The following is a 24,990-nucleotide window of genomic DNA, read 5'->3' on the forward strand; positions in this document are numbered from 1 at the left end:
GGCGAGGCATTTCCTCAGCGATACAGAACCAGCTCGCCGTCCTCGTGGGGGGCGGTCAGGCGTCCGCTGCGGCCGCGGAAGATGGCCACGGCGTTTCCGCCGGCGCGGTACAGGACCACCTGGCCGTCCTCATAGCCCCAGGACGACACGAACATCAGCGGGCCGAAACAGCCCGAGCTGGAGCCCGCATAGCGGCCGAAGGCGGGGTTGGTGGTCAGGTTGACCGTGCACTGGCGGCGCATGCCGGTGTTGGAGACCTCGGTATGGCGCCAGGTTCCGGCGTAGTCCTCGGCCCAACGGCCATAGCGTCCGCCCCGGCGGGGACCGTCGTCGTAGTCGCGATGATCGCCGGCCTCGGGCCCCGGGCCCGTATCGTCGAGGCGGCGCATGGTGATTCCGGCGCCGACGAATCGGCCTTCCACAAACATCAGACGCGTGCCTTCGCTGTCGCCCGCGGTCCGGTACATGGCCAGCTCGCCGTTCTCGACCCGCCAGTTGGACAGGCGGCCGAGACGCGAGGGGCAGTCATGGGTCTCGATCCGGCGGATGCCGAGGAAGCCGTTTTCGCGCATGTCGAATCGACAGTCGCCCACATCACGGCCGCCATCGGTCACGACCCAGTCGCCGAAAACGTCCTGGGGACGGGCCGGTTCGGCGCGGCGGCGCAGGCCCTGATCGGGATCGTCCCGTCGCTCGGCCATGCCCAGCAGGGCGTCGAAGGCGGCGTCGGCGTCGAAGGACACCTCGCCGCTGCGCGTGGTGGTGCGGGTCTCGGTGCGGGTGGTGTTCCCGTCCTGGGTCGTGGTGGTCGTGGATCGCGTGGTCGAGCTGGAGCGGGACTGGGCCGTGGCGGCGTCGGCCGCGAGCAGGGCGGACACGGCCGCGACGACGGCGAGAACAGACTTGGACATGGAACCTCCCCCGAGTTTTTAGGGGGCCCTTTCTAGGGTGGGTTAACGCCGTTATCAATCGTCGCGGGCGCGGCCGGCCACCGCGTTCAGGTGCGCGCCGACGGCTTCGATAGGGCGTTGGCCCAGCGCCTTGCGGCGGGCCAGAAGCTCGGGTGATCCGGCGTCATAATCGGCCATGAGGCGGCGGACGAAGGCGCCGTCCCGGACTTCGACCAGCACGTCGTCCATGGCCTTGCGCGAGGCGTCGTTGATGACGCGGGGGCCGGTGAGATAGGCCCCGTATTCGGCGGTGTTGGAGATGCGGGCGAAGGCGCCGGCGATGCCGCGCTCGAACATCAGGTCGGTCACCAGCTTGACCTCGTAGAAGCACTCGAACCACGCCACCTCGGGCGGATAGCCGGCGTCCACCAGCTTCATGAAGGCCTGATCGATCAGCTCGCCGACGCCGCCGCACAGGACCACCTGCTCGCCGAACAGGTCGCTTTCGCACTCGTCCTTCATGGTGGTCTCGAGAATGCCCTTGCGGCCGCAGCCCAGCGCCGCGGCGTAGGACAGGCCCAGCCCCCTCGCCTGCCCCGTGGCGTCCTGATGCACGGCGAACAGGCAGAAGACGCCGTCGCCCTGTTCGTAGATCTCGCGGATGCGCGGGCCGATTCCCTTGGGCGAGGCCAGGATCACGTCCACGTCCGGCGGCGGCTGGATCAGGCCGAATCGCACGGACAGGCCGTGAGCGAACACCAGCGCCGTGCCCGGCCGCACATGGGGCGCCAGCTCGTCGGCCCACAGGTCGCGGTGGGCCTCGTCCGAGACCATGATCGCCAGCACCTCGGCCCACCGGGCGGCCTCTGACGCCGTGACAACCTTGAAGCCGTCGGCCTCGGCATTCGCCCGCGTGGCGGAGTCGGGCTTCAGGGCCACGCGGATGTCGGCGACGCCGGAGTCGCGCAGGTTCAGGGCGTGGGTGCGCCCCTGACTGCCGTAGCCGATCACGGCCACCTTGCGGGCGCGGATGATCGACAGGTCGCAGTCGCGGTCATGGAAAACGGGCAAAGGCGTGCTTAGGTGTTCAGTCATGAGCACAGACATAACCCCTTCCGCCGTCGTCGCCTTCTGGAAAGAGGCCGGGCCCGCAAAGTGGTTCGCCAAGAACGACGCCTTCGACGCCGAATTCCGCCGCCGTTTCCATGACGCCCACGTGGCCGCCGCCCGGCGTGAGCTGGACGACTGGATGGAGACGCCCGAGGGCGCTCTGGCCCTGCTGATCCTGCTGGACCAGTTCCCCCGCAACAGCTTCCGGGGCACCGCCCACGCCTTCGCCACCGACCCCCTGGCCCTGATGTTCGCCGAGGACGCGGTGGAGCGCGGGCATCACGAGGCGTTCGACTTCCCCCTTCGCAACTTCATGCTGCTGCCGTTCGAGCATTCCGAGCGGCTGGAGGACCAGGACCGTTACATGGCGCTGGCGGCCGGAGACGCCGAATCCTTGAAGTGGGGCCGAATCCATCGGGACATCATCGTCCGCTTCGGGCGTTTTCCTCATAGAAACCCGGAACTTGGCCGCAAGACCACACCCGAGGAACAAGCCTTCCTGGACGAGGGCGGCTTCGGCGGCTGAGTGAGACTCCGCGCGCGAAAAACAGTGCAATGGGAGTGCAACTTCCATCAGCCCAACCTTTCCTCCCGCTCACCCCAGCGAAGGCGGGGGTCCAGAGGGCGGGCGCCGGATTAGACGTTCGTACTGCGGCCTCCTGTCCGCCACCTGGCCTTATGATCTGGATCCCGGCCTTCGCCGGGATGAGCGGATGTGTATGTCCGGTGAGACTCCGGAAGCGAAAAACAGTGCAATGAGAGTCTCACTTCATCGTCCAGAGGGCGGGCGCCGGACTAGACGGTCGTATCCGCGGGCTCATGTCCGCCACCTGGCTCTATGATCTGGATCCCAGCCTTCGCCGGGATGAGCGGATGTGTGTGGCGCCCCCCTGCCTGGCCCCCGACGTTCGGAGGAAGTTTACGGCCTCCCCGGGGTGTGCGGAGAAAGTGCTCCGCAAAAGCTGGCAAAGCCTTTGTTCAAGGGGAACTGGCCTTGCGAAATGCGGGATTAACCGGCCCCTTTCCTCGCCAGCCAATCGGACCTGGAGGCTGACGAAGCCTGACAGTTGAGCGGCGCCCCATAGGCTGTTACGGCGATCAGCGTTAGGCGATTTCCACGATCTGACCGGGGAGGTTCACATGGCTCGTTTCAAACTCATTCTCTGCGCCGCCGTCGCGAGCGCCACGGCCCTGGCGGGCGCCCTGCCCGCCGAGGCCCAGAACCGCCGATCGGGCGCCCAGCGCACCCAGGACGACATGATGGCCCAGATCCCGCGCTGCGCCCGCAATCTGGGCACCGTCGCCATCGCCGACGGCCAGGCGGACGTGTTCCGCGAGTTGCAGCTGTCGCCGCCCCAGAGCCTGTTGCGGGCGGTGATCCAGCGTTCGGGCTGCTTCACCCTGCTGGACCGGGGCGCGGGCATGAGCGTGGCCCAGCGCGAGCGGGACCTGGCGGCGGGCGGCGACCTGCAGCGGGGCTCCAACGTGGGCGGCGGCCAGATCCGCGCGGCGGACTATGTGCTGGTGGGCGAAGTGGCCAGCCAGAACTCCAACTCCGGCGGCAACGCCTGGCGGGCATCGCGGGCGGGCTTCTGGGCCGCCGCAACTCGACCCTGGGCGCCGTGGTCGGGGGCATCAGCACCCGGCGGTCGGAAGCCAACACGGTGCTGTCCCTGACCGACGTGCGCACCTCCGAGACGGTGATGGTCACCGAGGGCTACGCCTCGCGCAACGACATCAGCTGGGGCGCCGGCGGCGCGGCGGCGGGCGGCTCGGGCTTCGGCGGGGCGGTCGGCGGCGGCTACGAGAACACCGAGATCGGCCGCATGGTGGCCCAGGCCTTCATCCAGGCCTATGCGGACATGGTCACCCAGATGGGCGGCATGAGCGCTGACGCATCGGAAGCCGCACCGGTCCAGACCTTCGTGGTGCAGCAGGCCACCACCATGCGCTCGGCGCCCGAGACCGGCTCGGTGGTCCGCGCCCTGCCCGAGGGCCTGCGCGTCTATCCCACCGGCAACCGCGACGGCATGTGGTGGGAGATCATGGACGACAACGACAACATCGGCTGGGTCCAGAACGACCGGCTGGCGCCGGGAACCTGATCGACCTTCAAACGCGAACGGAAGACGGCCTCTGAAGCGATTCAGAGGCCGTTTTCGGAGGCCCAGCGGTCCACGGCGCGGCGGGCGGCGAACAGGCTCATGCCCGGATTGGCGGCGCGCACGGCGTCGGCGGCCTCGTTGCGGGCCCCTGGCGGGCATGGTGTTTGGCGGCGCCGGGCAGGTCGGCCTCCTCGACGGCCACGCCGCCGGCTTCATAGCGGCGGGCCCGCTCCACCGTGTTGTCGGCGCGGATGTTGCGGCGTCGGCGGTTGCCGATGCGCTGGGGGTCCTTGCGGGTGTGGGATCGCCCCATCAGGTAGCCGAACAGGAACATGGCCGTCAGGGCGACGATCGACACCAGATTGATGTTCGCCGCCAGGGTTTCCAAAGCGTCCACAAGCGCCTCCGTCATGTTGTGCATCAAGGGTACAGGAGGCTAACCCCCCACACCGCGAATCGGTTCTGTATGGCGTCATGAACGCCCTGGCCGCCATCGCAGACCCTGAAGCCCGCACCGACGCGACGCCGGCGCCCGCCGACCATCCCGAGTTCCAGTATCTTGGCCTGCTGGCCGACATTCTGCAAAACGGCGTGGAGCGGGGCGACCGCACGGGCACCGGGACGCTGGGGGTGTTCGGCCGTCAGATGCGGTTCGACCTGTCCAGGGGCTTTCCCCTTCTGACCACCAAGAAGCTGCACCTGCGCTCGATCCTGGTGGAGCTGCTGTGGTTCCTGCGCGGCGAGACCAACATCGCCTGGCTGAAGGACAACGGGGTCAGCATCTGGGACGAATGGGCGGACGCCCAGGGCGAGCTGGGCCCGGTCTACGGCAAGCAGTGGCGGTCGTGGTCCGCGCCGGACGGACGGGTCATCGACCAGATCACCCGGGTGGTGGAGAGCCTGAAGACCAACCCCAACAGCCGCCGCCACATCGTCACCGCCTGGAACCCGGCGGATGTGGACGACATGGCCCTGCCGCCCTGTCACTGCCTGTTCCAGTTCTTTGTCGCCGACGGCAAGCTGAGCTGCCAGCTGTACCAGCGGTCGGCCGACGTGTTTTTGGGCGTGCCGTTCAACATCGCCTCCTACGCCCTGATGACCCTGATGATGGCGCAGGTGACCGGGCTGAAGCCCGGCGAGTTCGTACACACCTTCGGCGACGCGCACCTGTATCTGAACCATCTGGATCAGGCGAAGCTGCAGCTGACCCGTGAGCCGCGCCCCCTGCCGACCATGACGATCGCCCCCCGGGACGACCTGTTCGCCTTCGGGCGGGAGGACTTCGTGCTCGAGGGTTATGACCCGTGGCCGCACATCAAGGCGGCGGTGGCGGTGTGATCCTTTCCGAACTCTCAGCCTCGGTCCTGCGCATCTCCGACATCTACGCCCGGGAGCACGGCATCGACCGCGACCGGGACTGGGCGCTGCTGAAGATGCAGGAGGAGCTGGGCGAGCTGACCGCCGAGCATCTGCGGATGAGCGGGCGGGCGCGGGGCGAGGCCGATCACGACAAGCTGGGCGACGAGGCGGCGGACGTGCTGGGCATGCTGCTGATCTATTGCGACCGGGCGGGCATCGACATCGAGGACGCCATGCGCCGCAAGTGGCTGAAATGGCTGGAACAGGACGCGGCCTGAGATGATTCCCCTGTCCCTCGTGGTGGCGCGCGCGCGAAACGGCGTGATCGGGCGTGACGGCGATCTGCCGTGGCGACTGAGGTCCGACCTGAAGCGGTTCAAGCAGATCACCCTGTCCAAGCCCTGCATCATGGGGCGCAAGACGTGGGACAGCCTGCCGCTGCGGCCCCTGCCCGGCCGGCTGAATCTGGTGCTGACGCGGGATTCCTCGTTCGAGGCCACGGGGGCGGTGGCGTGCGAGAGCTTTTTCGAGGCGGTCGAGATCGCCGCCGAACAGGCCGAGGAGGAAGGCGCGGAAGAGATCTGCGTCATCGGCGGCGTGGCGCTGTTCGAACTGGCCCTGCCCCGGGCGAAGCGGCTGTACATCACCGAGGTGGACGCGGAGCCCGAGGGCGACGCGGTGTTCCCGGCCTTTGACGAGAGCGCTTTCGTGGAACTGGCGTCAGAGCGCCATGAGCCGGGCGAGGCGGACGATCACGCCTTCACCTTCAGGATTCTGGAAAAACGCGTTTAGGGACAGGGCGCCCAGCGGCGGCCCACGCGCGGCGCGTCTCCGCAGCGGGCGATCAGGGCGGCCTTGAGCTGGCCGGACAGCAGGCGCGCCAGAGAGCCGATGGCGAACATCATCAGGCCCATGAAGGCCAGCATGGCGCCCAGGGCGATGCGTCCGCCCAGATCATGACCGCCGACGCCGAACACGCCCAGGGCCACGGCCGCGCCGAGGAATCCCAGGGTTCCAGCCACGCCCACGAGCCAGGTCGCGCGCCACAGGAAGAGCGCCAGCATGCCGACGCGGGGCCGGTTCGCCAGGTTTTCGATCAATTTCGGGTCCATGTCCGCCCTCCTGAAACGCAGGATCACTCATGAACGAACAACGATCCATGAACGAAACCTGACGGCGCCTCATCCAGATAGGAAGCGGCGGAAGAAAGGCCAGAGGCTTAAGCTCTCGTAATGCGCGGAATTCCGGCCAGTCCCGGCGCGACTGTGGCACTGTGTCGGCAGGCCCGTTGACGGCCGGGGGTCGAGGGGACGGCGATGGGTGTTTTCAGCTGGCTGACCGGCAGCCGGGCGGCGCTCCCGGGCGTGGCGCGCGAGTCGGCGGCGGCCCTGCGCGAGCGCCTGCTTGGCCTGAACCGGGACACCGCGCCCTGGACGGTCCGCGATGGCGCGCCGGAAGGCGTCGATCTGGTCGCCGAATGGCGGATCGTCGATGCCGAATGGTACGAAATCTTCGCCAAGGCCGGGACCCGGCGGGTCTTCAAGGTGCTGATGAAGTTCGACGAGGCGCAGGGTGTGGTGCGCTCGGCCGATCAGGAATGGTCGGTGGAATGGCGGGCTGGGACGCCGGACCTGAGTCTGGCGGGATCGGCGTTCCGGGGCCAGCAGTGGGAAATGAGCTTCGAGAGCGTCCATGCCTTCCGCGAGGACGGCTCGTGGGGCGAGGTCTACAGCTACAAATTCAACACCGGCGAGCTCAAGGGACCGCTGCGCAAGGCGGTCGCCGAGGCGGGCTGGGGCTGGAAGGGCGTGGCGTTCGGCAGGCTGTGAACCCGGGTCTGCCCCTGTAAACCCGTCATCCTCGGGCTTGCCCCGAGGATGACGGAATATTGAAATTGCTGAACGATCTGGCGCGGCTTGCCGGTCAACGACCTAGCTCAGCGTCATCATCGCCGAGCGTTCGAAATCCTTCAGCTCGTCCAGCCGGCCGTCGCGGATCTTCTCGACCCAGTGCGGATCGGCCAGCAGGGCGCGACCGACGGCGACGAGGTCGAACTCGTCAGCCTCGAGCCGTTTGATCAGGCCGTCCAGCGAGGCCGGCTTGGAGCCGGCGCCGCCGAAGGCCGCGATGAACTCGCCGTCGAGACCCACCGAGCCGACGGTGATGGTCGGCAGGCCGGTGATCTTCTTCGTCCAGCCGGCGAAATTCAGGTCGGAGCCCTCGAACTCCGGCTCCCAGAAGCGACGCTGCGAGCAGTGGAAGACGTCGACGCCGGCCTCGATCAGGGGGGTGAGCCACTGTTCCAGTTCGGCCGGGTCGTGGGCGTTCTTCACCGTGAAGTCCTGCGACTTCCACTGCGACAGGCGCAGGATCAGGGCCATGTCCGGGCCGACGCCCTCGCGCACGGCCCGAACCACCTCGGCGCCGAAGCGGGCGCGGTCGGCGATGGTCCCGCCGCCCCAGCGGTCGTCACGGTCGTTGAGGGCGGACCAGAAGAACTGGTCGATCAGATAGCCGTGGGCGCCGTGGATCTCGACGGCGTCGAAGCCGAGTTCGCGGGTGGCGCGGGCCGAGCGGCCGAAGGCGGCGATGGTGTCGGCGATGTCCTCGTCGGTCATCGGCTCCAGCTTGCGTTTGCCGGGGGCGGTGAAGCCCGAGGGGCTGTCGATCTTGCCGAGCGGGGTCCAGTCCTCACCCTGCCGCGGGCCGAGCCCACGTGCCAAAGCTGGGGCGCGATCAGGCCGCCGGCGGCGTGGACCTCGTCGACCACCTTTTTCCATTCGGGCAGGGCCTCGCCGTGGAAAACCGGCACCTTCGGGTCATTGCGGGCGGCGGGACGTTCGACGACCGTGCCCTCGGTGATGATCAGCCCGACCCCGCCCTCGGCCCGGCGGCGGTAGTAGCCGGCCACGTCGCTGGTGGGGACGCCGCCCGGCGAGAAGGACCGCGTCATCGGCGCCATGACGATGCGGTTGGGCATCTTCAGGGACTTGACCTGGAAGGGGCGGAACAGGGCGTCGACGGACATGGGCGGCTCGAGCTGAGTGACTGGAACCGTCAAGGTGGCAATTAGAGTTGCGTTTGGAAACCCTGGAGGTCGAGCTTTTTCGAAAGGGCTTCGGCAAGGCCTGAAAATCGGCCTGCGATGTCGCCGTCGGGATCGCCGGCCACGACCGGCACGCCGGCGTCGGCGCCTTCGCGCAGGGCCGCGTCGAGCGGCAGGTCACCGAGGAAGTCCACGCCCAGTCGGGCGGCCTCGGCCTCGGCGCCGCCGCGGCCGAAGACGTCGCCGGACATGTTCTCGATCAGGCCGAGGGTGGGCACATTGACCCGGTCGAACAGGGTCTTGGCGCGGCGGGCGTCGGCAAGCGCCACTTCCTGCGGCGTGGAGACGATGACGGCGCCGTCCAGGGGCGTCTTCTGGATCAGGGTCAGCTGCACATCGCCGGTGCCGGGGGGCAGGTCCACCACCAGCACGTCCAGCGGTTCGTCTTCCGTACCCCAGCGGGTCTGGGTCAGCATCTGGGTGATGGCCTGACTGGCCATGGGGCCGCGCCAGATCATGGCGTCGTCGGCCTTCATCAGCAGGCCCACGGACATGGCCTTCAGACCCCAGGCCTCGTGCGGGACCATGGCGCCGTCCTCATAGGCGGGCTTGCCGGAAATCCCCAGCATGGTGGGGGCCGAGGGGCCGTAGACGTCGGCGTCCAGCAACCCCACACGCAGGCCCCGCGCGGCCAGGGCGCAGGCCAGGTTCACCGACACGGTGGACTTGCCCACCCCGCCCTTGCCGCTGGCCACCGCCAGCACGCGGCGCACATGGGCGGGCCGGTCGGTGGGGACCGGGGCCTTGGCCCGGCCCTGATCCACGGCCTGGGGCGACAGGCCCGCGGTGCGGCGGCGCGGCGGGGTCGCCACGGCCTCGGCGGTCAGGACCACCGAGACGCGGGCCATGCCGGGGATGGCCTTCAGCGCCGCCTCGGCCGCGTCGCGGACGGGGGCGTAGAGCGCCGTGTCGCCGGCGGGGACCTCCAGGGCGAAGCCGGCGCGGTCGTCGGCCACCACCAGCCCCTGCACCAGCCCGGCGGCCATCAGCCCCTGCCCGCTTCTGGGGTCGATCACGGCGTCGAGGGCGGCGATGACGGCGGCGCGGTCGGGCAAGGAGTCTCTCCGGCGGGTTGCTTAGGGGGCGTGCGTCGTCATATCGGGTGTCATGGCCCAGAACCAAGCGCCGATCGCCCCCGTCACCCTGATCGGGGGCGCCACCGCCTCGGGCAAGTCGCGCCTGGCGCTGGATCTGGCGCGGGCGAGCGGGGCGGTGATCATCAACGCCGACAGCCAGCAACTGTATGCGGACCTGCGCGTGCTGACCGCCCGTCCGGGGCCGGACGAGGAGGCGCAGGCGGAGCATCGGCTGTACGGCGTGGCCGATGCGACCGACGCCTGGTCGGTGGGCACATGGTTGCGGGCGGCGGAGGCGCTGCTGAATGACTATGGCCCCGCCCGGCGGCCGGTGATCTTCGTGGGCGGCACGGGGCTGTACTTCAACGCCCTGACGCGCGGCCTGGCCGACGTGCCGCCGGTGCCGCCGGAGGTGCGCGCCGGGCTCGACGCCCGGTTCCTGGCCGAGGGCGAGGCGGCGTTCCGGCGCGCGCTGGCCGAGGTCGACGCGCCCGCCGAGGCGGCCATCGAGGCGGGCGACCGGCAGAGGCTGGTGCGGGCGCTGGCTGTGGCGCAGGTGGCGGGGCGTCCCCTGTCCGCCCTGCGCGCCGACAGCCGGCCGATCCTGGCCCCCGGCAGCTATGAGGCCATGGTGGTGGAGCCGGAGCGAAAGGCGCTCTACGCCGCGTGCGACACGCGGGTGTCGGTGATGATGGCCAACGGAGCGCTGGAGGAAGTGCGCGCCCTGATGGCGCGGGACCTGCCCCATGGCCTGCCGATCATGAAGGCGGTCGGGGTGCGCGAACTGAGCGCCCATCTGCGGGGTGAGCTGTCGCTGGACGATGCGCTGGACATCATGCGCCAGGCCACCCGCAACTACGCCAAGCGGCAGCTGACCTGGTTCCGGAACCAGACGCCGGACTGGCGCAGGGTGCTCCCGCCCGCCTGACGCCGGGAACGACCCCGCGATTGGTCGGTGGACGACGACGCGACAAGCCGGTTGACATATTTCGATGATTAGCTAATTATCGATTCATGAGCTCAGTCTTCAAAGCCCTCGCAGACCCGACGCGCCGCAAGGTGCTGGAGCTGCTGCGCGCCAATCCCATGACGGCCGGAGAGCTGTGCGAACACTTCCCCGTGTCGAAGCCCACCATGTCGGCCCACTTCAACGTCCTGAAGGAAGCCGACCTGATCGACGCCAGCAAACAGGGCACGACCATCACCTACCGGATCAAGCTGTCGGTTCTGGAGGACGCCCTGCTGGGGTTCGCCCAGGCGCTGGGCATCGGCCCGGATGCTGACACCGCCAAGGCGGATCGAAACACGCCTGAACAAGGAACAGGATCATGAAACGCCTTCTTCCCTCTATCGTGCTGACCATCGCCTTTCTGGCGGTGGCCGCGGGCCTGAAATACGCCGAGAGCGCCGGCCTGGTCGGCGACGACATGGCCCAGCGGGTCGTCCAGGTGATGATCGGCCTGATGCTGGCCGGCTTCGCCAATGTCGCGCCCAAACGGATCGGTCCCCAGCGGATGTCGCGCGAGGCCGAGGCCCGGATGCAGACGGCCCGCCGGATCGGCGGCTGGTCCCTGACCCTGGCGGGGCTGGCCCACGCCGCACTGTGGGCCTTCGCCCCCGTCGACTTCGCCGTGACCGCCGCCATGATCGTGGTGGGATCCGGCCTCGCCATCGCCATCGGCTACGCCATCTGGGCCTGCCGCAAGCTGGGCGCACCGCCGGCGTCCGAAGCGACCAACGGCTCCTGAGCCGCCGCCGTCGCTGACAGACGGCCCTCTCGGCGGCGCCCCGCCGCCTGAACCTCACCCACAGGATCATTTCCATGACGCATCAACATCGCGGCGCAAGCCGTGCGCGCACCCGCATGTCCGCCGCCTGCCGACTGGCGTTGGCCGCGACCCTGACCATCGGCCTGTTTCAATCGCCCGTCGGGGCGGTCCCGGCCCAGACGCCCGCGCCCCGGGAAGCCTCATCGCCCATCCAGGCGTCGGCCCCAAACCCCGCCCTCTGGGTCGTTCGCGACGCCGATTCCACCCTCTACCTGTTCGGAACCGTGCATTTCCTGCGCCCGACGACGGAATGGGAATCGTCTCGCGTCACCGAGGCTTTCGACAGCGCCGGCCTGCTGGTGCTGGAAGTCGCCGATCCCAACGATCAGGCCGCCCTTCTCCCGCTGATCCAGCGGCACGGCCTGGCGCCGGACACGCCCCTGTCCAGCCTGCTCACGGCGGAGGAGCTGGCCACCCTGGATGCTGCGGCGCGGACCATCGGCGCCAGCGCCGCAGCCCTGGACGGCCTGCGCCCCTGGCTGGCCGGCGTGACCCTGTCGGCCTCCAGCCTCGTCCGGGCGGGCTATGATCCCGGATCGGGGGCGGACCTGATCCTGCGCGCCCGCGCCGAGGCCGCAGGAACACCGATCGCGGGCCTCGAGACGCCGGAAGACCAGATCCGGATGCTGGCGGGCTTTCCCGAGGCGGGGCAATTGACCTTCCTGCGCCGCACACTGGCCGAGTTCGACAACGCCCTGACGATCCCGGACCAGCTGGTCGAGGCCTGGGCGACCGGCGACGTGGAAGCGATCCAGGCCCTCGCCGTCACGCCCATGCGTCTTGAGAGTGAGCTGATTTACCAGACCGTTCTTGTTGAGCGGAATCTCCGGTGGACGGACCGGATCGAGACCCTGCTGGAGGGATCAGGCACAACCTTCATCGCGGTCGGGGTGCTGCATCTGGTAGGCGACGACAGCGTGCCGGCCATCCTGCGTTCGCGCGGTGTGGACGTTGTGATCGCGCCCTAGGAGGCGCGCCCTATTGGAACCCCGGCCCTGATCGCCTATATTGGGGGTGTCCGGGTTCGCCCGGACTATAGCGATAAACGCGCTTGTAATAAGCGGACCGGACCCGGGTGCGATTCCCGGCGGCTCCACCACCTTCTTCCCCGCGTTATCGGCGGAGGCAGCATGGGGCCGACTAGCATCGACGGACGTGTAAAGAAGATTGCTTTCGCTCGTCCTGGCCCACCGTATCGGGCCTTTATCTAAATGCGAACGATAACTTCGCTGAGGAATACGCTGTCGCCGCGTAATGCGGTTCCGGCATTTCCGACCTAAGTCCTGAGGGTTCAGATCCTCAGGCGGGGCCCGGGAGGCGCCTGGCAACAGAAGCCTCCCACTTTGCCCTGTTTTGAACTTTCGCCGCGCCGCCGCCGCCGCTATCACTCCGCCACACGGGTCAGGCGGACCCGATCGGGCTTGCGGAGACAAAATGGCTGAGACGCCGGTGCGCGACGAGATGGGCTATGAGGCCATGGCCCAGAACGCCCTGAGGGGCGTCGTGCGCGCCGCGCTCGAGCGGGCCGCCATGCCCGAGGGCCTGCCCGGCGAGCACCATTTCTACATCACCTTCAGACCCGGGCGAAGGGCGTGTCCGTCCCGGCCGACGTGTCCGAAAAGTACCCGGACGAGATCACCGTGGTGATGCAGCACCAGTACTGGGACCTGACCATCGACGATGAAGGGTTTTCGGTGCTGCTGAAGTTCGGCGGGCAGCCCAAGAAGCTGGTGACGCCGTGGAGCGCCGTGGTGCGGTTCTATGACCCCAGCGTGCAGTTCCTGCTGCAGTTCGAGGCGCCCGAGCTTCCCACCGAGCCGGAGCCGGAGGATGAGCCGGAGACGCCGGCCCCGCCCGTGGACGACGGACCCAAGGTCGTCTCTCTGGACCAGTTCCGCAAGAAATAGGCTGACGTCGCCTGACGCTCACGCTTCTCCCTCTTTTCATCCCGGCCGCCGTTGCTAGGGTGACGAGGCTGGAGGGATGGGATGCGGGTGTTTCGCTGTCTTTCAATCGTCCTTTGCGTCCTGGGCCTGACCACGCCCAAGGCGATGGCGCAGTCGGGCGACTTCGACGGCTGGTCGGCCGTGGTCATCGCCGGAGACTGGACCGACAGTCGCGGACAGCCCATCCAGGCCTTCGACAACGCCGTGCGCGATCTGACCAGGTCCTTTCAGCGGGCCGGCTTCAATCCCGACCTGAGCGCCGCCTATTCGCTGCGGCCCGACGGCGGCGTCAGCACCCGAACCGCCATAGAGGGCGCGGCGGCGGTCGCGGGGCGGGGCGGCGACGGCTGTCTGGTCTATTTCACCTCTCACGGCGCGCCCGGCCGGATCGTGTTCGGGCCGGGTGAACAGCTGGAGCCCGGGCGCATGAACGCCCTGATCGGCGGCTGGTGCGGCCAGCGACCGACGGTGGTGGTGGTGTCAGCCTGCTATTCCGGCAGCTTCATGGGCGCCCTGTCCCGTCCGAACCGCATGATCGTCACGGCCGCGCGGGCTGATCGCAGTTCGTTCGGATGCAGCGCGGACGCCACCTATCCGTATTTCGACGACTGCGTGATCCAGAGCCTGGAGACGGCGAGCGACTTCATCGCCCTGGCCGGTCAGGCCCGGCGGTGCGTGGCCGAGCGCGAGCAGGCCGAGGGACTGACGCCGCCGTCGGAGCCGCAGGTCTTCATCGGCGGATCCATGCAGCTGCTGCTTCCCACCCTGCGGTTCGACCGGCCGTCGAAGTGACCGGAATTTCGCTGGCGTGATCGCGGCCCTCGCGCGAACATATCGGGAACATTGATCCAGCGGGAGGGATGACGATGCCAAACGGCGGATGCCATTGCGGCGCGGTGCGCTACGAGATGACAGCGGAGGTGGCGCACCATGCGTTGTGTCACTGCACCGACTGCCGCAAGGCCAGCGGAGCGCCGGCGGTGGCCTGGGCCATGGCGGCGGCGGATCAGGTGACGATCACCGGCGAGCCCGTCACCTACGCCTCGTCGGAGCATGGCCGGCGGATGTTCTGCGGCGCCTGCGGGACCAGCCTGTTCTACACCAATGAGACGATCTTTCCGGGCATGATCGACGTGCAGAGTGCGACCCTGGATGATCCGGATGCGATTCCGCTGGGCGGCCAGATCCAGACGGCCGAGCGGATCGGCTGGATGGGCCATCTGGACGACCTGCCCAGCTTCGAGCGATATCCGGGGCCGCCGGAATCCTGAGGCCGGTTCAGCGGGGCCGCACGGCGATGGTGATGCGCTCGCGTTCGCCCTCGTGCCGCTCCACCAGCAGGCGGGCCACCTGGGCGTCGTCGTGGAACAGATAGCCCTTGATGGCGTCCAGCAGGGCCTTGGCCAGATTGTCCAGGTCGATGTGCGGCGGCTCGCCCACATGCTCCATGCGGATGTCCACGGCGAAATCGCCCCACGACGGGCGCGACGACCATTCCTTGCGCATGAACTCATAGACCAGCGGCTTGTAGTATTTGGCCTGGGTGGTCAGGCCGTCGATCATGATCTCGACCGCGTCGCCCCGCTCGCGGGCGCGCACCTTGCCGGTTCCGATCCAGTCCTGATCCATGGCGCCCTCGGCTTGCCCCCTGCGGTCTGCGTGCTACACCGCCGCGCACCTTCCCGCCATGCCTGACCACGAGCGCATCATGACCAAGACACGGACAGAATCCGACACCTTCGGCCCCATCGAGGTTCAGGCGGACCGCTACTGGGGCGCCCAGGCGCAGCGGTCGCTGGGCAATTTCAGGATCGGCTGGGAGAAGCAGCCCCTGCCGATCGTGCGGGCGCTGGGGATCGTCAAGCGCGGCGCCGCCGAGACCAACATGGCGCTGGGCCGGCTGGACAAGGACCTGGGCAAGGCCATCGTCCAAGCCGCCGACGAGGTCATCGAGGGCAAGCTGAACGACCACTTCCCGCTGGTGGTCTGGCAGACCGGCTCGGGCACCCAGTCCAACATGAACGCCAATGAGGTGATCTCGAACCGCGCCATCGAGATCCTGGGCGGGGAGATGGGCTCGAAAAAGCCGGTCCACCCCAACGACCACGTCAACATGAGCCAGTCGTCCAACGACACCTATCCCACGGCCATGCACGTGGCCTGCGCCGAGGAAGTGGTGCACCGGCTGGTCCCGGCCCTGCAGACCCTGCGCAACGCCCTGAACGACAAGGCCGAAGCGTGGAAGGACATCATCAAGATCGGCCGCACCCACACCCAGGACGCCACGCCCCTGACCTTGGGCCAGGAGTTCAGCGCCTATGTGCAGCAGGTGACCAAAGGCATTGAACGGATTGAGCAAACCCTGCCCGACCTGATGCAGCTGGCCCAGGGCGGCACCGCCGTGGGCACCGGCCTGAACGCGCCCATCGGCTTTGCTGAGGGCGTGGCGGACAAGATCGCCCAGATCACCGGCCTGCCCTTCACCACGGCCCCCAACAAGTTCGAGGCCCTCGCCGCCCACGACGCCATGGTCATGACCCACGGCGCCATCAACACGGTGGCCGCGTCCCTGTTCAAGATCGCCAACGACATCCGCTTCCTGGGCTCGGGCCCCCGGGCGGGTCTGGGCGAGCTGGCCCTGCCGGAGAACGAGCCGGGCAGCTCCATCATGCCGGGCAAGGTCAATCCGACCCAGTGCGAGGCCCTGACCCAGGTGTGCGTGCAGGTGTTCGGCAACCATGCCGCCATCACCTTCGCCGGGTCGCAGGGGCATTTCGAGCTGAACGTGTTCAATCCGGTGATGGCCTACAACTTCCTGCAGTCGGTGCGCCTGATGGCCGACGCCGCGGTCAGCTTCACCGACAACTGCGTGGTGGGCATCGAGCCGCGCCGGGACAACATCCAGAAGGGCGTGGAGAACAGCCTGATGCTGGTCACCGCGCTGAACGCAAAGCTGGGCTATGACGCCTGCGCGAAGATCGCCAAGACGGCCCACAAGAACGGCACCACCCTGCGCGAGGAGGCCGTCGGCGGCGGCTATCTGACCAACGAGGAGTTCGACGAGTGGGTCCGGCCCGAGAAGATGATCGCGCCGGGCTGAGGGCGGTTGTAGCGGGCCGCGCCGTTTCGACGTAGTCTGGGCCCATGGGCAAGGTGGACCTGAACATCGGCATCGACCCCGAACTGCTGGCCCAGGCCGAGCGGCTGGGCATCGACGTCGGCGGCATGGACGAGCGGACGCTGCGGCTGCACCTGCAGAAGGTGGACCCCGCCGGCGCCGAAGACCGCGCCCGGCGATGGGCCGACGAGAATGCCGAAGCGATCCGGGTGCACAACGAGTTCGTCCGCAAGCATGGGCTGTTGTCGGATCACTTTCGGCCCTGGTGGCTGTGAAACAGTTCGATCTTTATCGGAATCCGTCTGCGGCTCTTCAGGAAGTCGCACCCTATCTTGTTATCCTGTCCTCTCACTTGTTTGCGGACCTTACCGAGGTCGTCGTCGCCCCGGTGGTCCGGCATGGACAGTTGGAAGCCAGCAATTTCGACGTACCGGTTGAATGGAACTCCGAAGCTTTCAACGTCAGCGTCATTGGCCTGGCCGCAATTCGCAGCATTCATCTGAGAGACTGCGTCGGCAACCTTCTCGACCATGAGTTCGACATCCGCCGGGCGCTGGACCGGCTGTTCACGGGGTTCTGAGGCGATGGCGGGCGAGATCATCAATCTGAACAAGGCGCGCAAGGATCGGGCGCGGGCGGAGGCCAAGGCGACGGCCGCCGCCAACCGGGCTGCATTCGGGCGCACCAGAGGCCAGAAGGACGCCGCGCGGCTCGAGGCCGAGCGGCTGAAGCGCGATCTGGACGGGGCGAAGCGCGACGACGATTAGGCGGCGGACACCCGCGGGGCCTTGATCAGCAGCATCTGGCCAGCCAGCACCAGCGCCAGCCCGGCGAAGGCGGCGAGGCCGAAGGTGGCGCCCTCGAACAGGACCGACACCAGCATGGCCACCGGCGGCGTCAGGGCCGAGATGTAGGACGCCAGGGCATAGCCCCGCGCCCGCGCCAGGGTGAAATACAGCAGGAACGCCACCACCGAGCCCAGCATCGACAGGTGCAGCAGGGACAGCACGTAACGGGGGGTGAACTCGAACGTCCACTCCACCCCGATGGCGAGGCCGAACAGGGCCAGGAAGGCCGTGCCGTAGGCCATGGCCCAGGCGGTGGCGGGAATGACCGGTGCGGCGGCCGTCTGAACCTTCCAGGCGAACACATTGCCCACGGCGGAGGCGCTGACGGCGATCAGGGCGAAGGTCAGGCCGATCAGGGCGCGCTGGTCCATGCCGGCGCGCAGCAGCTCCGACGCGAACAGCACCCCGACGCCCAGAATGCCCAGCCCGGCGCCGGCCCACGACAGCCGCGCGGCCTTCTGGCGGGCAACCACGCGGAAGATCACCAGATTGAGGAAGGCCAGGGCGGCGAAGATCACCGCCACCACGGCGGAGGCCACCCGCTCCTCGGCCCAGTAGACGAAGGCGTAGCCGATGGTGAAGACGAACAGCCCCTGCCCCATCAGCGCCAGATGCTGGGCCCGGGTCATCTTCAGGGAGCGGCCGGTGAGCAGGCACCCGGCGAAGATCACCGCCGCCGCGAGGCCGAAGCGATAGGTCACCGAGGCCACCGGATCGACCGTCCCCAGCTGAAGGGTGATCGCATACCAGGTCGTGCCCCAGATCAGGGCGCAGATGAGCACGCAAGCGAGGGCGACGGGGCGGGACACGGAGGGCGATCTCGAGCGTTTCAGGGGGACGGGGACGCTGCGATAACACCCCTGCCCCGCCGCGTCCCATCACAAGCGGAACCGGAATGTATCCGGCGTCCGATTACGGCCTCAGATGCCGCTGCCGGCCGCCTCGGTCGGGGGCGGGATGCCCAGCAGGAAGGCGCGGATCCAGGCGGTCATCAGGGCGCGGTCGTTGGGATGGCGCAGGGTCTCCAGCGCCTGATCCGCCACCGCATCGGGGATGCGGCCTCGCCGCAGCTCCACCAGGGCGGCGGCGTAGTCGGGCTGGAACTCCGGATGGCACTGGAAGGACACCGCGTCCTCGCCCCAGGCGAGACCCGCGTGGGGGGTGAAGTCGCTGGCGATGGTGACCCGGGCGTCGGAGGAGACGGCCACCACCTGATCCTGATGGGACACCGGAACGGCCACGCTGTCCGCTTTCGGGAACATCCAGGGCTCGTGGCGGAGGACATCATAGCGATGCAGACCGACGCCCCAGCCTTGTTCGACTTCTCGACGTGCCCGCCGAAGGCCTGGGCCATGGCCTGATGCCCGAAACAGATGCCCAGAATGCGGGTGCGGCCCCGCGCGGCGCGCAGCCAGTCCAGCAACTGCGGAATCCAGAAATGATCCTCATAGACCCCAGCCGCCGAGCCGGTGACCACCACCCCCTCGAAGGCGGACGGATCGTCGGGCAGACGGCCCTCCTGGACATTGAACCGCGTGGTGGGCACGCCGTCGCCCAGCAGCGCCCGGAAGCGCGCGGGATAGTCGTCGAAGTCGTCGCGCAGCGCCTCGGGCGGGACGCCGGTCTCAAGGATGGCGATGCGGGTCATGGTTTGCTCCGGGGAAGGAAGCGGCCCAGCATGGCGGCGTGATCGCCGTCGGGAAAGTCCTGCTCCACCCACCAGTCCTCGAACGCCCCCAGGGTCCGGCCCACCGCCGGGCCGGACGCGCCGGCCCGCGCCGCGTCGTGGCCGTCCACCGGCAGGCGCGGGATGGGCCAGGCGGCGGCCTGATCCAGCAGGCGCCGCGCCTCAACTTCCCGTACCGGCGCCGCAGCCCAGGCGCGCAGGACCTGATCCTCGAACCGACGGCGGCCGAGCCGGTACAGGGCCGCGCGTCCGGCGCGTTCGTCCATGGCCACGCTGACCGCGGGCTCTGCCGGCAGGGCCAGCACCAGCCGCTCCTTCTGGGCGTTGGACAGACGGAGGGCCCGCGCCGACGCCCGCACCCTGTCCGCATCGGCCGGGAGCAGGGCCGACAGACGCAGCAAGGCATCCGGAGAGACCCGGACCATGGACTCGAACAGGCTCAGACCGGCGTGATCGGGCAGCACCCGGTCCAGCACCCCGCTTTCGGCCATCAGGCGCAGGGCGGGCGCCGGGCCCGGCGCGGCCAGCAGCTTGAGCAGTTCCTTCGACACCCGCTCGGCCGACAGGCGGACCATGCCGTCCTTCAGGTCCGCGCACGCCTTCAGCCCCGCCGCGTCGGCCGGTCCGCGCCCGTACCAAGCGTGAAAACGGAAGAATCGCAGGATCCGCAGATAGTCCTCGCGAATGCGGGTCTCAGGCTCGCCCACAAAGACGATGCGGCCCGACAGGGCGTCATCGACCCCCTGCCCCGTCGGATCGAACACCTCGCCGTCCGGCGCGGCGTAAAGCGCGTTCAGGCGGAAGTCGCGCCGCCCCGCGTCCTCGGCCCAGTCGCTGGTGAAGGCCACGGTGGCGTTGCGCCCGTCGGTGGAGACGTCCCGGCGCAGGGTGGTGACCTCGTGAGGCTGACCGCCCGAGATCGCCGTCACCGTGCCGTGCGCCAGCCCCGTGGGCGCGGCCTTCAGCCCAGCGGTCTTGATCGCCGCCATGACCGCCTCGGGCGCCAGGGTGGTGGCGATGTCGATGTCATCCACCGGCTGGCCGATCAGGGCGTTGCGGACGCAGCCGCCGACGAAGCGGGCGCAGCCGGGTCCGCCCGCCGCCTCCAGCGCCGCGATCACCGCCCGCGTTTGCGGCGCCGTCAGCCAGGACTGATCGCTCAGGCGCGTCACGCCACCGCCTCGCGCGCCGGGTCGTGCAGACGGCCCCAGAGCGACCGCAGCATCCCCGCCGTGGCGCCCCAGATATAGCGCTCGCCCCACGGCATGGCCCAGAACCAACGCCGCGTGCCGTCGGGGGCGTCATAGAACTCGCGCCGGTGATTGGCGTCATCCATGAGGAAATCCCACGGCGTTTCGAAGGCGTCGGCCACCTCGCGCGGGTCGGTGGTCAGGGTGAAGCCCGGCCGCACCCAGGCCACCACCGGCGTGACCAGAAATCCGGTCACCGTCTCATAGGCGTCGGACAGGCCCAGCGGCTCCACATGGTCGGGGGAGAGCCCCACCTCCTCCACCGCCTCGCGCAAGGCGGCCTGCACCACCGTCTCGCCGGGATCGAGCCGCCCGCCGGGAAAGGCGATCTGGCCGGTGTGGCTGGCCAGGGAATCCGAACGCCGGGTCAGCAAAAGAGTCGGTCCATCCCCGTGGTCCACCACCGGAATCAGCACCGCCGCCGGACGCAAGGGCCGGTCCAGACGCGGCGCATCGGGGTTCAGATCGAAATCGGAGAACCGCGCCCGGCCGGAGGTCGCGTCCAGCGGGTCCAAGGCTACAATCAACTGTTGACGCAAGCCGCTCACGTCACGGCGCCCAGGGCGAAATCGATCCCGCCCGACCGCACCGTCATGCGGCCGTCCGCCAGAGCCGCCATCTCCACCAATTCATAGAAGACCGACCGTTCTATGCGAGCCTCAAGGTCGCCGCGCACATGCACATAGGGCGTCGGCTCGCCGGTGGCGGAATCCGTCTCGACGCGCACGGGGTGCTCGGCGCCGGCCGCGACCCGCTCGCCCATATCCGTGGTGAAGACCAGATCGTCGCCCTCGCGGTCCACCCGCACGGCGCGGAAGGGCACATCCTCCACCGTGATCTTCAGCTTCTCGACCGGCGTGACCAGATAATAGCCGTCCGGGTCCTTGCGCAGCACCGTGGCCAGCAGTCGCACCAGCTGGGGACGGCCGATGGGCGAGCCCTCGTGCATCCAGACGCCGTCGGCGCGGATGACCAGATCCATCTCGCCGCAGTTGTCGGGATTCCACAGATGCACCGGCGCAGGGCCGCGCCCGTCCTCCGCGTGTCCGGCGACCGACTGGATGAGGCTGAGGGTGTCTGGGGTCATGCCCTGATGGTAGGCGCCGCAGGTCTCATCGGAAAGGGGCCTCGCCGGAAAGGGCCCGCCGGAAAACGTCAGTCGGCGCGAACCGGACCGCCGGGCGCCGCGGCCGCTTCCAGCGCCAGCCACAACAGGCGCGCTGGATCGACCGGGCCGGGCATGACCGCGCCATCGATGCGCTGGAACCCGAAGCGTTCGAAATAGGGAGGATCACCCACCAGCAGGACACCCGCCGCCTGGGCCTCCCGGGCCCAGTTCACGCAGGTGGCGACCAACTCCGCGCCGATGCCGGCGTTGCGCTCGGTCCGCTCCACGGCGATAGGGCCGAGGAAAAGCGCAGGGGCGCCGCCGATGGTGATGGTCCACAGCCGCACGGACCCGATGATCCGGCCGTCCTGTCGCGCCACGTAGCCCACCGCCGGATCGCGGCCTTCGCGCAGCCGCTCGGCGGTCTTGGCCAGACGTCCGGGACCAAAGGCGGCCTCGACCACGCGCGCCACCGCCGCCGCGTCGAACACGGTTTCGGCCTGGATGACCGCGGGCTGGGGCGAAAGGGCGATGGTCATGGTGCGGCCAGGTTCGGAGGGACCGCGCATCTGCGGCCCGCGCCCCCGCCCGTCAAGGAAAATTGGGCGCGCACGAATCCACTTACGCGACAGTCGCACCGCTTATAGTTGTCCGCGAGCGCTGACCGGCCGTGTCATCACACCTATCAGGCATTGTGTCCCTAGGCGATCAGACGCAACCTACCCGACACGGAACGGGGAGAGGCGAAAATGGGCTGGCTGTTTTTAGCGCCTGCGTTGTTCGGAATCTGGAAGTATCGATACTTCGCCTATTGGCGTTGGGTGCTTTGGGTTGGCCTAACCCTCTACGTGTTCGCCGCTCTTTTTTGGTCGGGCGGAACTATGAATGATCCTACTGGGGACGGATTGATCACAGGCGCTATTCGACAAGCGAGCAACGATGGTCCCGAGGTTCTTTGGGGTCTTTTAGCGCTTGTACTCACGGTGGTGATTTGTGTGCTTCTGCTGAAGAGGGCGCATCGAACTACCAAGTCGCCTTACCCGGGTGGCGATGCGGCTAAGTCCGCCTCATGGCCACGTAAGCTGGCAGAAAGTGTCGGCCTAATAGCAGCAGTCTTCTTCGCAAATCTGCTCTTAGGGGGATTTCTGGCTTATACCCAAACGCAGTTCTATGAAGTGGGGCCTGATATCGTCCACCAAGACAGCTTTCTTTCTCATCTTGAGAGCGATGTTTTGTCGTCAGCAGCCCAAATAAACAGCAGCGTACCGACGCAAATAGACGAAATAACGGTTCTAGAGAGAGCGAGCGCCGAGGGAACTACGCTTGTTTATCACTACAATATTGAAAGCAGCGCCTCACCGAGAGATATTGAAGCAGCAATGGCTCCTCGTATTTTTCAAGGGGTTTGTTCGGACATCACCATGACTGCTGCGATGCGCGACGGCGCTTCCTTCCGATACGAGTACACCAACACCCGAGCGGAATTGGCCTCAGTCGAAATTTCAGAATCGAACTGCCACCCAGAAATGCCGATCATTCCAAACGGAGCATCGGCTAGTTTAGCTCCGTCCCCAAATCATGAATAGTTGGAGCAAACCCGAAGTCTTGTACCCACCAACTAGCCGGCTCTGGAGAAGTCGGGCGCGCGCCTCTGGCTGAAGGCCATGAAGGCCTCCATGGCTTCGGGGCTCTTCATCTGGGCGCCGAACGCCTCGCCCTCGGCCAGCATCAGGGCCCAGATCGCCTCGGCGTCGCGCATCAGGCGCTTGGTCGAGCGGATGGAGTTGGGGGCCCGCGCCGCCAGCAGGGCCGCGAGGCGCCGGGCCTCCTCATCGACCTGACCGGCCGGAACCGCCCGGTTGGCCAGGCCCCAATCCAGCGCCTGACGCCCCGTGATGGGCTCGCCCAGGGCGAACAGTTCGAAGGCCCGCTGGTGGCCGATGACGGCGGGCAGCAGCGCCGTGGACGCCGCCTCCGGGGCCAGCGCCAGATTGACGAACGGAACCGACAGCAGGGCGTCGTCCGCCACCACCACCATGTCGCAGTGGAGCAGCAGGGTCAGACCGATGCCCACCGCCCGGCCCCTCACCGCCGCCACGGCGGGGCGGTCCAGCTCGGCCAGGGCCTTCAGGAATCGGAACACCGACATGTCCAGCGGCTCATCGGTCTGCGACCCGATGGCGATGAAATCGCCGATGTCGTTGCCGGCGCAGAAGCTGTCGCCCTCGGCGCGGAACAGGATCACGCGCACGTCGGGATCGGTCTTCGCCCGCTCGGTGGCTTCGGCCAGCACCGTGTACATGGCCTGGGTGATGGCGTTCTTCTTGTCGGGCCGGGCCAGGGTGACGGTGAGCACGCCTTGCTCAAGCGCGACGTGAACATGCTCGCTCATGCGGGTTCTCCAGTTTCGATTCGGGTCCACCAGTCCACGCCGTCCGCGTCGCGATCGCGGCCGATACGGCCCTGGGCCTCCAGATAGTTCAGGTGGGCGATGGCCTCGCCCGTGGCCATGCCCAGCACGCCCTCGCCAACCGCGCGGCCGAACAGGGAGGGAAAGACATCCACCGCCCGCTTCGGCTCGGCCAGGGTGCGCTCCAGCCGCCGCAGGGCCACGTCATGGCCGCGCAGCAGGGCCTCCAGCCGGGCGTGAGCGCCCCGGAAGGGTTCGCCGTGGGAAGGCAGCACCAGGGCGTTTTCGGGAATGCGGCCCTTCAGGGCCTCCAGCGAGTCCAGCCAGTCCTTCAGCGGATCCGACTGCGGCTCGGTCGGCCAGACCGAGATGTTGGACGAGATGCGCGGCAACAGCTGATCGCCCGAGATGAACAGGTCATCCCGCTCGCGCAGCAGACAGACGTGCTCCGGCGAGTGCCCCGTGCCGACGATGATGCGCCAGGCGTCGCCGTCGATCTCGATCCCGTCCCCGTCGCTGAGGCGGGTGAACTCCGGCGGCATGGGCCGCACCGCCTTGCCGAACATGCCGTAACGGGTGCGATAGCCCTCGATCTGTTCGTCCGACCAGCCGGCGGCGCGATAGAAGGCCGCGCCCGACTCCGGCGCCGGGCCGGTGTCGGCCAGCAGCATGCGCCCGGTCACATACTCCAGCCGCGACATGAACAGGGGCGCGCCCGACCGCTCGCACAGCCAGCCCGCCAGACCGATGTGGTCCGGGTGCATGTGGGTGCAGATCAGGCGGGTGACCGGCCGGCCTTCGAGCGGTCCGGCGAGGGCCGTCTCCCAGGCGTCGATGGTGTCCGGCAGGCCCAGTCCGGTGTCGACGATGACCCAGCCCTCGCCGTCGCGGATGGCCCAGACGTTCACATGGTCCAGCGCCATGGGCAGGGAGAAACGCAGCCACAGGACGCCCTCGGCGACCTGGACCGCCTCACCCGGCGCCGGGATGTCCAGCGCCGGATAGTCCGGCCCGGCCGCGCCCTTGCGGGGCTCCGGTGCATTGGCCTGGCCGTCGGGCAAGCGCGTCTCCATTAAAAACTCATTGCCACTTTGCCCTCCGCATGATCGCGCGTCAAAGGTCATCTGAGCGCCACAGACGGAACACAT

Annotated in this window: 31 protein-coding genes, 1 other RNA gene and 3 pseudogenes; 20 read left to right on the forward strand and 15 right to left on the reverse strand. The window is 68.3% G+C overall.

What is annotated here, in order from left to right:
- Nucleotides 1-14: 14 nt before the first annotated feature.
- Both MBEBAB_RS03135 and ilvC read right to left on the reverse strand, forming a co-directional pair.
- Nucleotides 15-911, reverse strand: a complete 897-nt coding sequence (locus MBEBAB_RS03135; protein ID WP_021696480.1) for an AprI/Inh family metalloprotease inhibitor — start codon at nucleotides 909-911, stop codon at nucleotides 15-17.
- Between the two features lie 54 nt (nucleotides 912-965).
- On the reverse strand, nucleotides 966-1,985 hold the full coding sequence (gene ilvC / locus MBEBAB_RS03140) for a ketol-acid reductoisomerase (RefSeq protein ID WP_045318755.1): 1,020 nt from the start codon (nucleotides 1,983-1,985) through the stop codon (nucleotides 966-968).
- On the opposite strand from ilvC, the gene MBEBAB_RS03145 reads away from it, so the two are divergent.
- The 3 genes from MBEBAB_RS03145 to MBEBAB_RS17140 all read left to right on the forward strand — a co-directional run bounded on the left by MBEBAB_RS03145 (nucleotide 1,984) and on the right by MBEBAB_RS17140 (nucleotide 4,105).
- Nucleotides 1,984-2,526 (forward strand): DUF924 family protein, encoded by a 543-nt coding sequence (locus tag MBEBAB_RS03145; RefSeq protein WP_045318756.1) that lies wholly within the window; start codon nucleotides 1,984-1,986, stop codon nucleotides 2,524-2,526. The two genes, ilvC and MBEBAB_RS03145, sit on opposite strands and share 2 nt — an antisense overlap.
- Nucleotides 2,527-3,140: 614 nt before the next feature.
- Nucleotides 3,141-3,677 carry a penicillin-binding protein activator LpoB gene (locus MBEBAB_RS17135; protein ID WP_242397046.1) on the forward strand — a complete coding sequence of 179 codons (537 nt, stop codon included), beginning with the start codon at nucleotides 3,141-3,143 and terminating at the stop codon, nucleotides 3,675-3,677.
- A complete protein-coding gene (locus MBEBAB_RS17140) occupies nucleotides 3,665-4,105 on the forward strand; it encodes an SH3 domain-containing protein (protein ID WP_242397047.1) in 441 nt (146 codons plus the stop codon). The genes MBEBAB_RS17135 and MBEBAB_RS17140 overlap by 13 nt, the downstream gene beginning before the upstream one ends.
- A gap of 97 nt (nucleotides 4,106-4,202) precedes the next feature.
- Here MBEBAB_RS17140 and MBEBAB_RS03155 read toward each other — a convergent pair whose 3' ends face one another.
- Complete coding sequence (locus tag MBEBAB_RS03155) at nucleotides 4,203-4,526, reverse strand: hypothetical protein (RefSeq protein ID WP_045318757.1); 324 nt, start codon at nucleotides 4,524-4,526, stop codon at nucleotides 4,203-4,205.
- 53 nt (nucleotides 4,527-4,579) lie between these two features.
- Between MBEBAB_RS03155 and MBEBAB_RS03160 the strand changes: the two genes are divergently transcribed.
- From MBEBAB_RS03160 to MBEBAB_RS03170, 3 genes are read left to right on the forward strand one after another with little or no spacing between them, the layout of a single operon-like run.
- A complete protein-coding gene (locus MBEBAB_RS03160; RefSeq protein WP_021696485.1) occupies nucleotides 4,580-5,443 on the forward strand; it encodes a thymidylate synthase in 864 nt (287 codons plus the stop codon).
- A complete protein-coding gene (locus tag MBEBAB_RS03165) occupies nucleotides 5,440-5,742 on the forward strand; it encodes a nucleoside triphosphate pyrophosphohydrolase family protein (protein WP_021696486.1) in 303 nt (100 codons plus the stop codon). Before MBEBAB_RS03160 ends, MBEBAB_RS03165 begins: the two co-directional genes overlap by 4 nt.
- 1 nt (nucleotide 5,743) lies before the next feature.
- Complete coding sequence (locus MBEBAB_RS03170; RefSeq protein WP_021696487.1) at nucleotides 5,744-6,256, forward strand: dihydrofolate reductase; 513 nt, start codon at nucleotides 5,744-5,746, stop codon at nucleotides 6,254-6,256.
- Here MBEBAB_RS03170 and MBEBAB_RS03175 read toward each other — a convergent pair.
- Nucleotides 6,253-6,576, reverse strand: a complete 324-nt coding sequence (locus MBEBAB_RS03175; RefSeq protein WP_021696488.1) for a hypothetical protein — start codon at nucleotides 6,574-6,576, stop codon at nucleotides 6,253-6,255. The two genes, MBEBAB_RS03170 and MBEBAB_RS03175, sit on opposite strands and share 4 nt — an antisense overlap.
- A gap of 204 nt (nucleotides 6,577-6,780) precedes the next feature.
- On the opposite strand from MBEBAB_RS03175, the gene MBEBAB_RS03180 reads away from it, so the two are divergent.
- Entirely contained in the window at nucleotides 6,781-7,293 is a 513-nt protein-coding gene (locus MBEBAB_RS03180; protein WP_045318758.1) for a hypothetical protein, read from the forward strand.
- A gap of 102 nt (nucleotides 7,294-7,395) precedes the next feature.
- On the opposite strand, the pseudogene MBEBAB_RS03185 reads toward MBEBAB_RS03180, so the two are convergent.
- A pseudogene (locus tag MBEBAB_RS03185) lies at nucleotides 7,396-8,492 on the reverse strand (NADH:flavin oxidoreductase).
- Between the two features lie 41 nt (nucleotides 8,493-8,533).
- Nucleotides 8,534-9,625 carry an Mrp/NBP35 family ATP-binding protein gene (locus MBEBAB_RS03190; RefSeq protein WP_021696491.1) on the reverse strand — a complete coding sequence of 364 codons (1,092 nt, stop codon included), beginning with the start codon at nucleotides 9,623-9,625 and terminating at the stop codon, nucleotides 8,534-8,536.
- 52 nt (nucleotides 9,626-9,677) lie between these two features.
- On the opposite strand from MBEBAB_RS03190, the gene miaA reads away from it, so the two are divergent.
- The 8 genes and pseudogenes from miaA (at nucleotide 9,678) to MBEBAB_RS03225 (ending at nucleotide 14,692) form a co-directional block, all read left to right on the forward strand.
- A complete protein-coding gene (gene miaA / locus MBEBAB_RS03195) occupies nucleotides 9,678-10,574 on the forward strand; it encodes a tRNA (adenosine(37)-N6)-dimethylallyltransferase MiaA (RefSeq protein ID WP_021696492.1) in 897 nt (298 codons plus the stop codon).
- 86 nt (nucleotides 10,575-10,660) lie between these two features.
- Nucleotides 10,661-10,978: an autorepressor SdpR family transcription factor gene (locus MBEBAB_RS03200; RefSeq protein WP_045318759.1), complete on the forward strand. Its 318-nt coding sequence runs from the start codon at nucleotides 10,661-10,663 to the stop codon at nucleotides 10,976-10,978.
- Nucleotides 10,975-11,394 (forward strand): hypothetical protein, encoded by a 420-nt coding sequence (locus MBEBAB_RS03205; RefSeq protein ID WP_021696494.1) that lies wholly within the window; start codon nucleotides 10,975-10,977, stop codon nucleotides 11,392-11,394. Before MBEBAB_RS03200 ends, MBEBAB_RS03205 begins: the two co-directional genes overlap by 4 nt.
- Nucleotides 11,395-11,468: 74 nt before the next feature.
- Nucleotides 11,469-12,443, forward strand: a complete 975-nt coding sequence (locus MBEBAB_RS03210) for a TraB/GumN family protein (RefSeq protein ID WP_231378918.1) — start codon at nucleotides 11,469-11,471, stop codon at nucleotides 12,441-12,443.
- Nucleotides 12,444-12,452: 9 nt separating this feature from the next.
- Nucleotides 12,453-12,818, forward strand: a transfer-messenger RNA (tmRNA) gene (gene ssrA / locus MBEBAB_RS15520).
- 91 nt (nucleotides 12,819-12,909) lie between these two features.
- Nucleotides 12,910-13,382: pseudogene (locus tag MBEBAB_RS03215) on the forward strand (SspB family protein).
- A gap of 81 nt (nucleotides 13,383-13,463) precedes the next feature.
- Nucleotides 13,464-14,213: a C13 family peptidase gene (locus MBEBAB_RS03220; RefSeq protein ID WP_021696497.1), complete on the forward strand. Its 750-nt coding sequence runs from the start codon at nucleotides 13,464-13,466 to the stop codon at nucleotides 14,211-14,213.
- A gap of 74 nt (nucleotides 14,214-14,287) precedes the next feature.
- The gene (locus MBEBAB_RS03225; RefSeq protein WP_045318769.1) at nucleotides 14,288-14,692 is read left to right on the forward strand and encodes a GFA family protein; all 405 of its coding nucleotides are present in this window, start codon (nucleotides 14,288-14,290) and stop codon (nucleotides 14,690-14,692) included.
- Between the two features lie 7 nt (nucleotides 14,693-14,699).
- On the opposite strand, the gene MBEBAB_RS03230 is transcribed toward MBEBAB_RS03225, so the two are convergent.
- A complete protein-coding gene (locus MBEBAB_RS03230; RefSeq protein WP_021696499.1) occupies nucleotides 14,700-15,050 on the reverse strand; it encodes a RusA family crossover junction endodeoxyribonuclease in 351 nt (116 codons plus the stop codon).
- 79 nt (nucleotides 15,051-15,129) lie between these two features.
- Between MBEBAB_RS03230 and fumC the strand changes: the two genes are divergently transcribed.
- Genes fumC through MBEBAB_RS03250 form a run of 4 tightly spaced genes read left to right on the forward strand, consistent with a single transcriptional unit; the run spans nucleotide 15,130 to nucleotide 17,306 of the window.
- Nucleotides 15,130-16,521 carry a class II fumarate hydratase gene (fumC, locus tag MBEBAB_RS03235; RefSeq protein WP_045318770.1) on the forward strand — a complete coding sequence of 464 codons (1,392 nt, stop codon included), beginning with the start codon at nucleotides 15,130-15,132 and terminating at the stop codon, nucleotides 16,519-16,521.
- Between the two features lie 44 nt (nucleotides 16,522-16,565).
- Nucleotides 16,566-16,814, forward strand: coding sequence for a type II toxin-antitoxin system CcdA family antitoxin (locus MBEBAB_RS03240; RefSeq protein WP_021696501.1), 249 nt, complete (start codon nucleotides 16,566-16,568; stop codon nucleotides 16,812-16,814).
- Entirely contained in the window at nucleotides 16,805-17,119 is a 315-nt protein-coding gene (locus MBEBAB_RS03245; protein ID WP_158332113.1) for a CcdB family protein, read from the forward strand. The genes MBEBAB_RS03240 and MBEBAB_RS03245 overlap by 10 nt, the downstream gene beginning before the upstream one ends.
- A gap of 4 nt (nucleotides 17,120-17,123) precedes the next feature.
- Nucleotides 17,124-17,306 (forward strand): DUF4169 family protein, encoded by a 183-nt coding sequence (locus tag MBEBAB_RS03250; protein ID WP_021696503.1) that lies wholly within the window; start codon nucleotides 17,124-17,126, stop codon nucleotides 17,304-17,306.
- Here MBEBAB_RS03250 and MBEBAB_RS03255 read toward each other — a convergent pair.
- The 6 genes and pseudogenes from MBEBAB_RS03255 to MBEBAB_RS03280 form a co-directional block, all read right to left on the reverse strand.
- The gene (locus MBEBAB_RS03255) at nucleotides 17,303-18,196 is read right to left on the reverse strand and encodes a DMT family transporter (RefSeq protein ID WP_045318761.1); all 894 of its coding nucleotides are present in this window, start codon (nucleotides 18,194-18,196) and stop codon (nucleotides 17,303-17,305) included. The two genes, MBEBAB_RS03250 and MBEBAB_RS03255, sit on opposite strands and share 4 nt — an antisense overlap.
- Nucleotides 18,197-18,307: 111 nt before the next feature.
- A pseudogene (locus MBEBAB_RS03260) lies at nucleotides 18,308-19,035 on the reverse strand (glutamine amidotransferase-related protein).
- A complete protein-coding gene (locus MBEBAB_RS03265) occupies nucleotides 19,032-20,246 on the reverse strand; it encodes a CCA tRNA nucleotidyltransferase (protein ID WP_021696506.1) in 1,215 nt (404 codons plus the stop codon). The pseudogene MBEBAB_RS03260 and the gene MBEBAB_RS03265 overlap by 4 nt, the downstream one beginning before the upstream one ends.
- Entirely contained in the window at nucleotides 20,243-20,839 is a 597-nt protein-coding gene (locus MBEBAB_RS03270) for an NUDIX hydrolase (protein WP_231378916.1), read from the reverse strand. Before MBEBAB_RS03270 ends, MBEBAB_RS03265 begins: the two co-directional genes overlap by 4 nt.
- A gap of 29 nt (nucleotides 20,840-20,868) precedes the next feature.
- The gene (locus MBEBAB_RS03275; RefSeq protein WP_021696508.1) at nucleotides 20,869-21,411 is read right to left on the reverse strand and encodes a DUF1285 domain-containing protein; all 543 of its coding nucleotides are present in this window, start codon (nucleotides 21,409-21,411) and stop codon (nucleotides 20,869-20,871) included.
- A 68-nt stretch (nucleotides 21,412-21,479) separates the two neighbouring features.
- A complete protein-coding gene (locus MBEBAB_RS03280; RefSeq protein ID WP_021696509.1) occupies nucleotides 21,480-21,971 on the reverse strand; it encodes a GNAT family N-acetyltransferase in 492 nt (163 codons plus the stop codon).
- A gap of 210 nt (nucleotides 21,972-22,181) precedes the next feature.
- Here MBEBAB_RS03280 and MBEBAB_RS16025 point away from each other — a divergent pair, with 210 nt between their 5' ends.
- Complete coding sequence (locus tag MBEBAB_RS16025) at nucleotides 22,182-23,018, forward strand: hypothetical protein (protein WP_148291423.1); 837 nt, start codon at nucleotides 22,182-22,184, stop codon at nucleotides 23,016-23,018.
- A 32-nt stretch (nucleotides 23,019-23,050) separates the two neighbouring features.
- Here MBEBAB_RS16025 and MBEBAB_RS03285 read toward each other — a convergent pair whose 3' ends face one another.
- Nucleotides 23,051-23,824 carry an enoyl-CoA hydratase gene (locus MBEBAB_RS03285; RefSeq protein ID WP_021696510.1) on the reverse strand — a complete coding sequence of 258 codons (774 nt, stop codon included), beginning with the start codon at nucleotides 23,822-23,824 and terminating at the stop codon, nucleotides 23,051-23,053.
- Nucleotides 23,821-24,915 (reverse strand): MBL fold metallo-hydrolase, encoded by a 1,095-nt coding sequence (locus MBEBAB_RS03290; protein ID WP_081703397.1) that lies wholly within the window; start codon nucleotides 24,913-24,915, stop codon nucleotides 23,821-23,823. The genes MBEBAB_RS03285 and MBEBAB_RS03290 overlap by 4 nt, the downstream gene beginning before the upstream one ends.
- Nucleotides 24,916-24,990: the final 75 nt, after the last annotated feature.

Origin of the sequence: Brevundimonas abyssalis TAR-001 (genome assembly GCF_000466985.1) — a bacterium.
Lineage (GTDB): Bacteria > Pseudomonadota > Alphaproteobacteria > Caulobacterales > Caulobacteraceae > Brevundimonas > Brevundimonas abyssalis.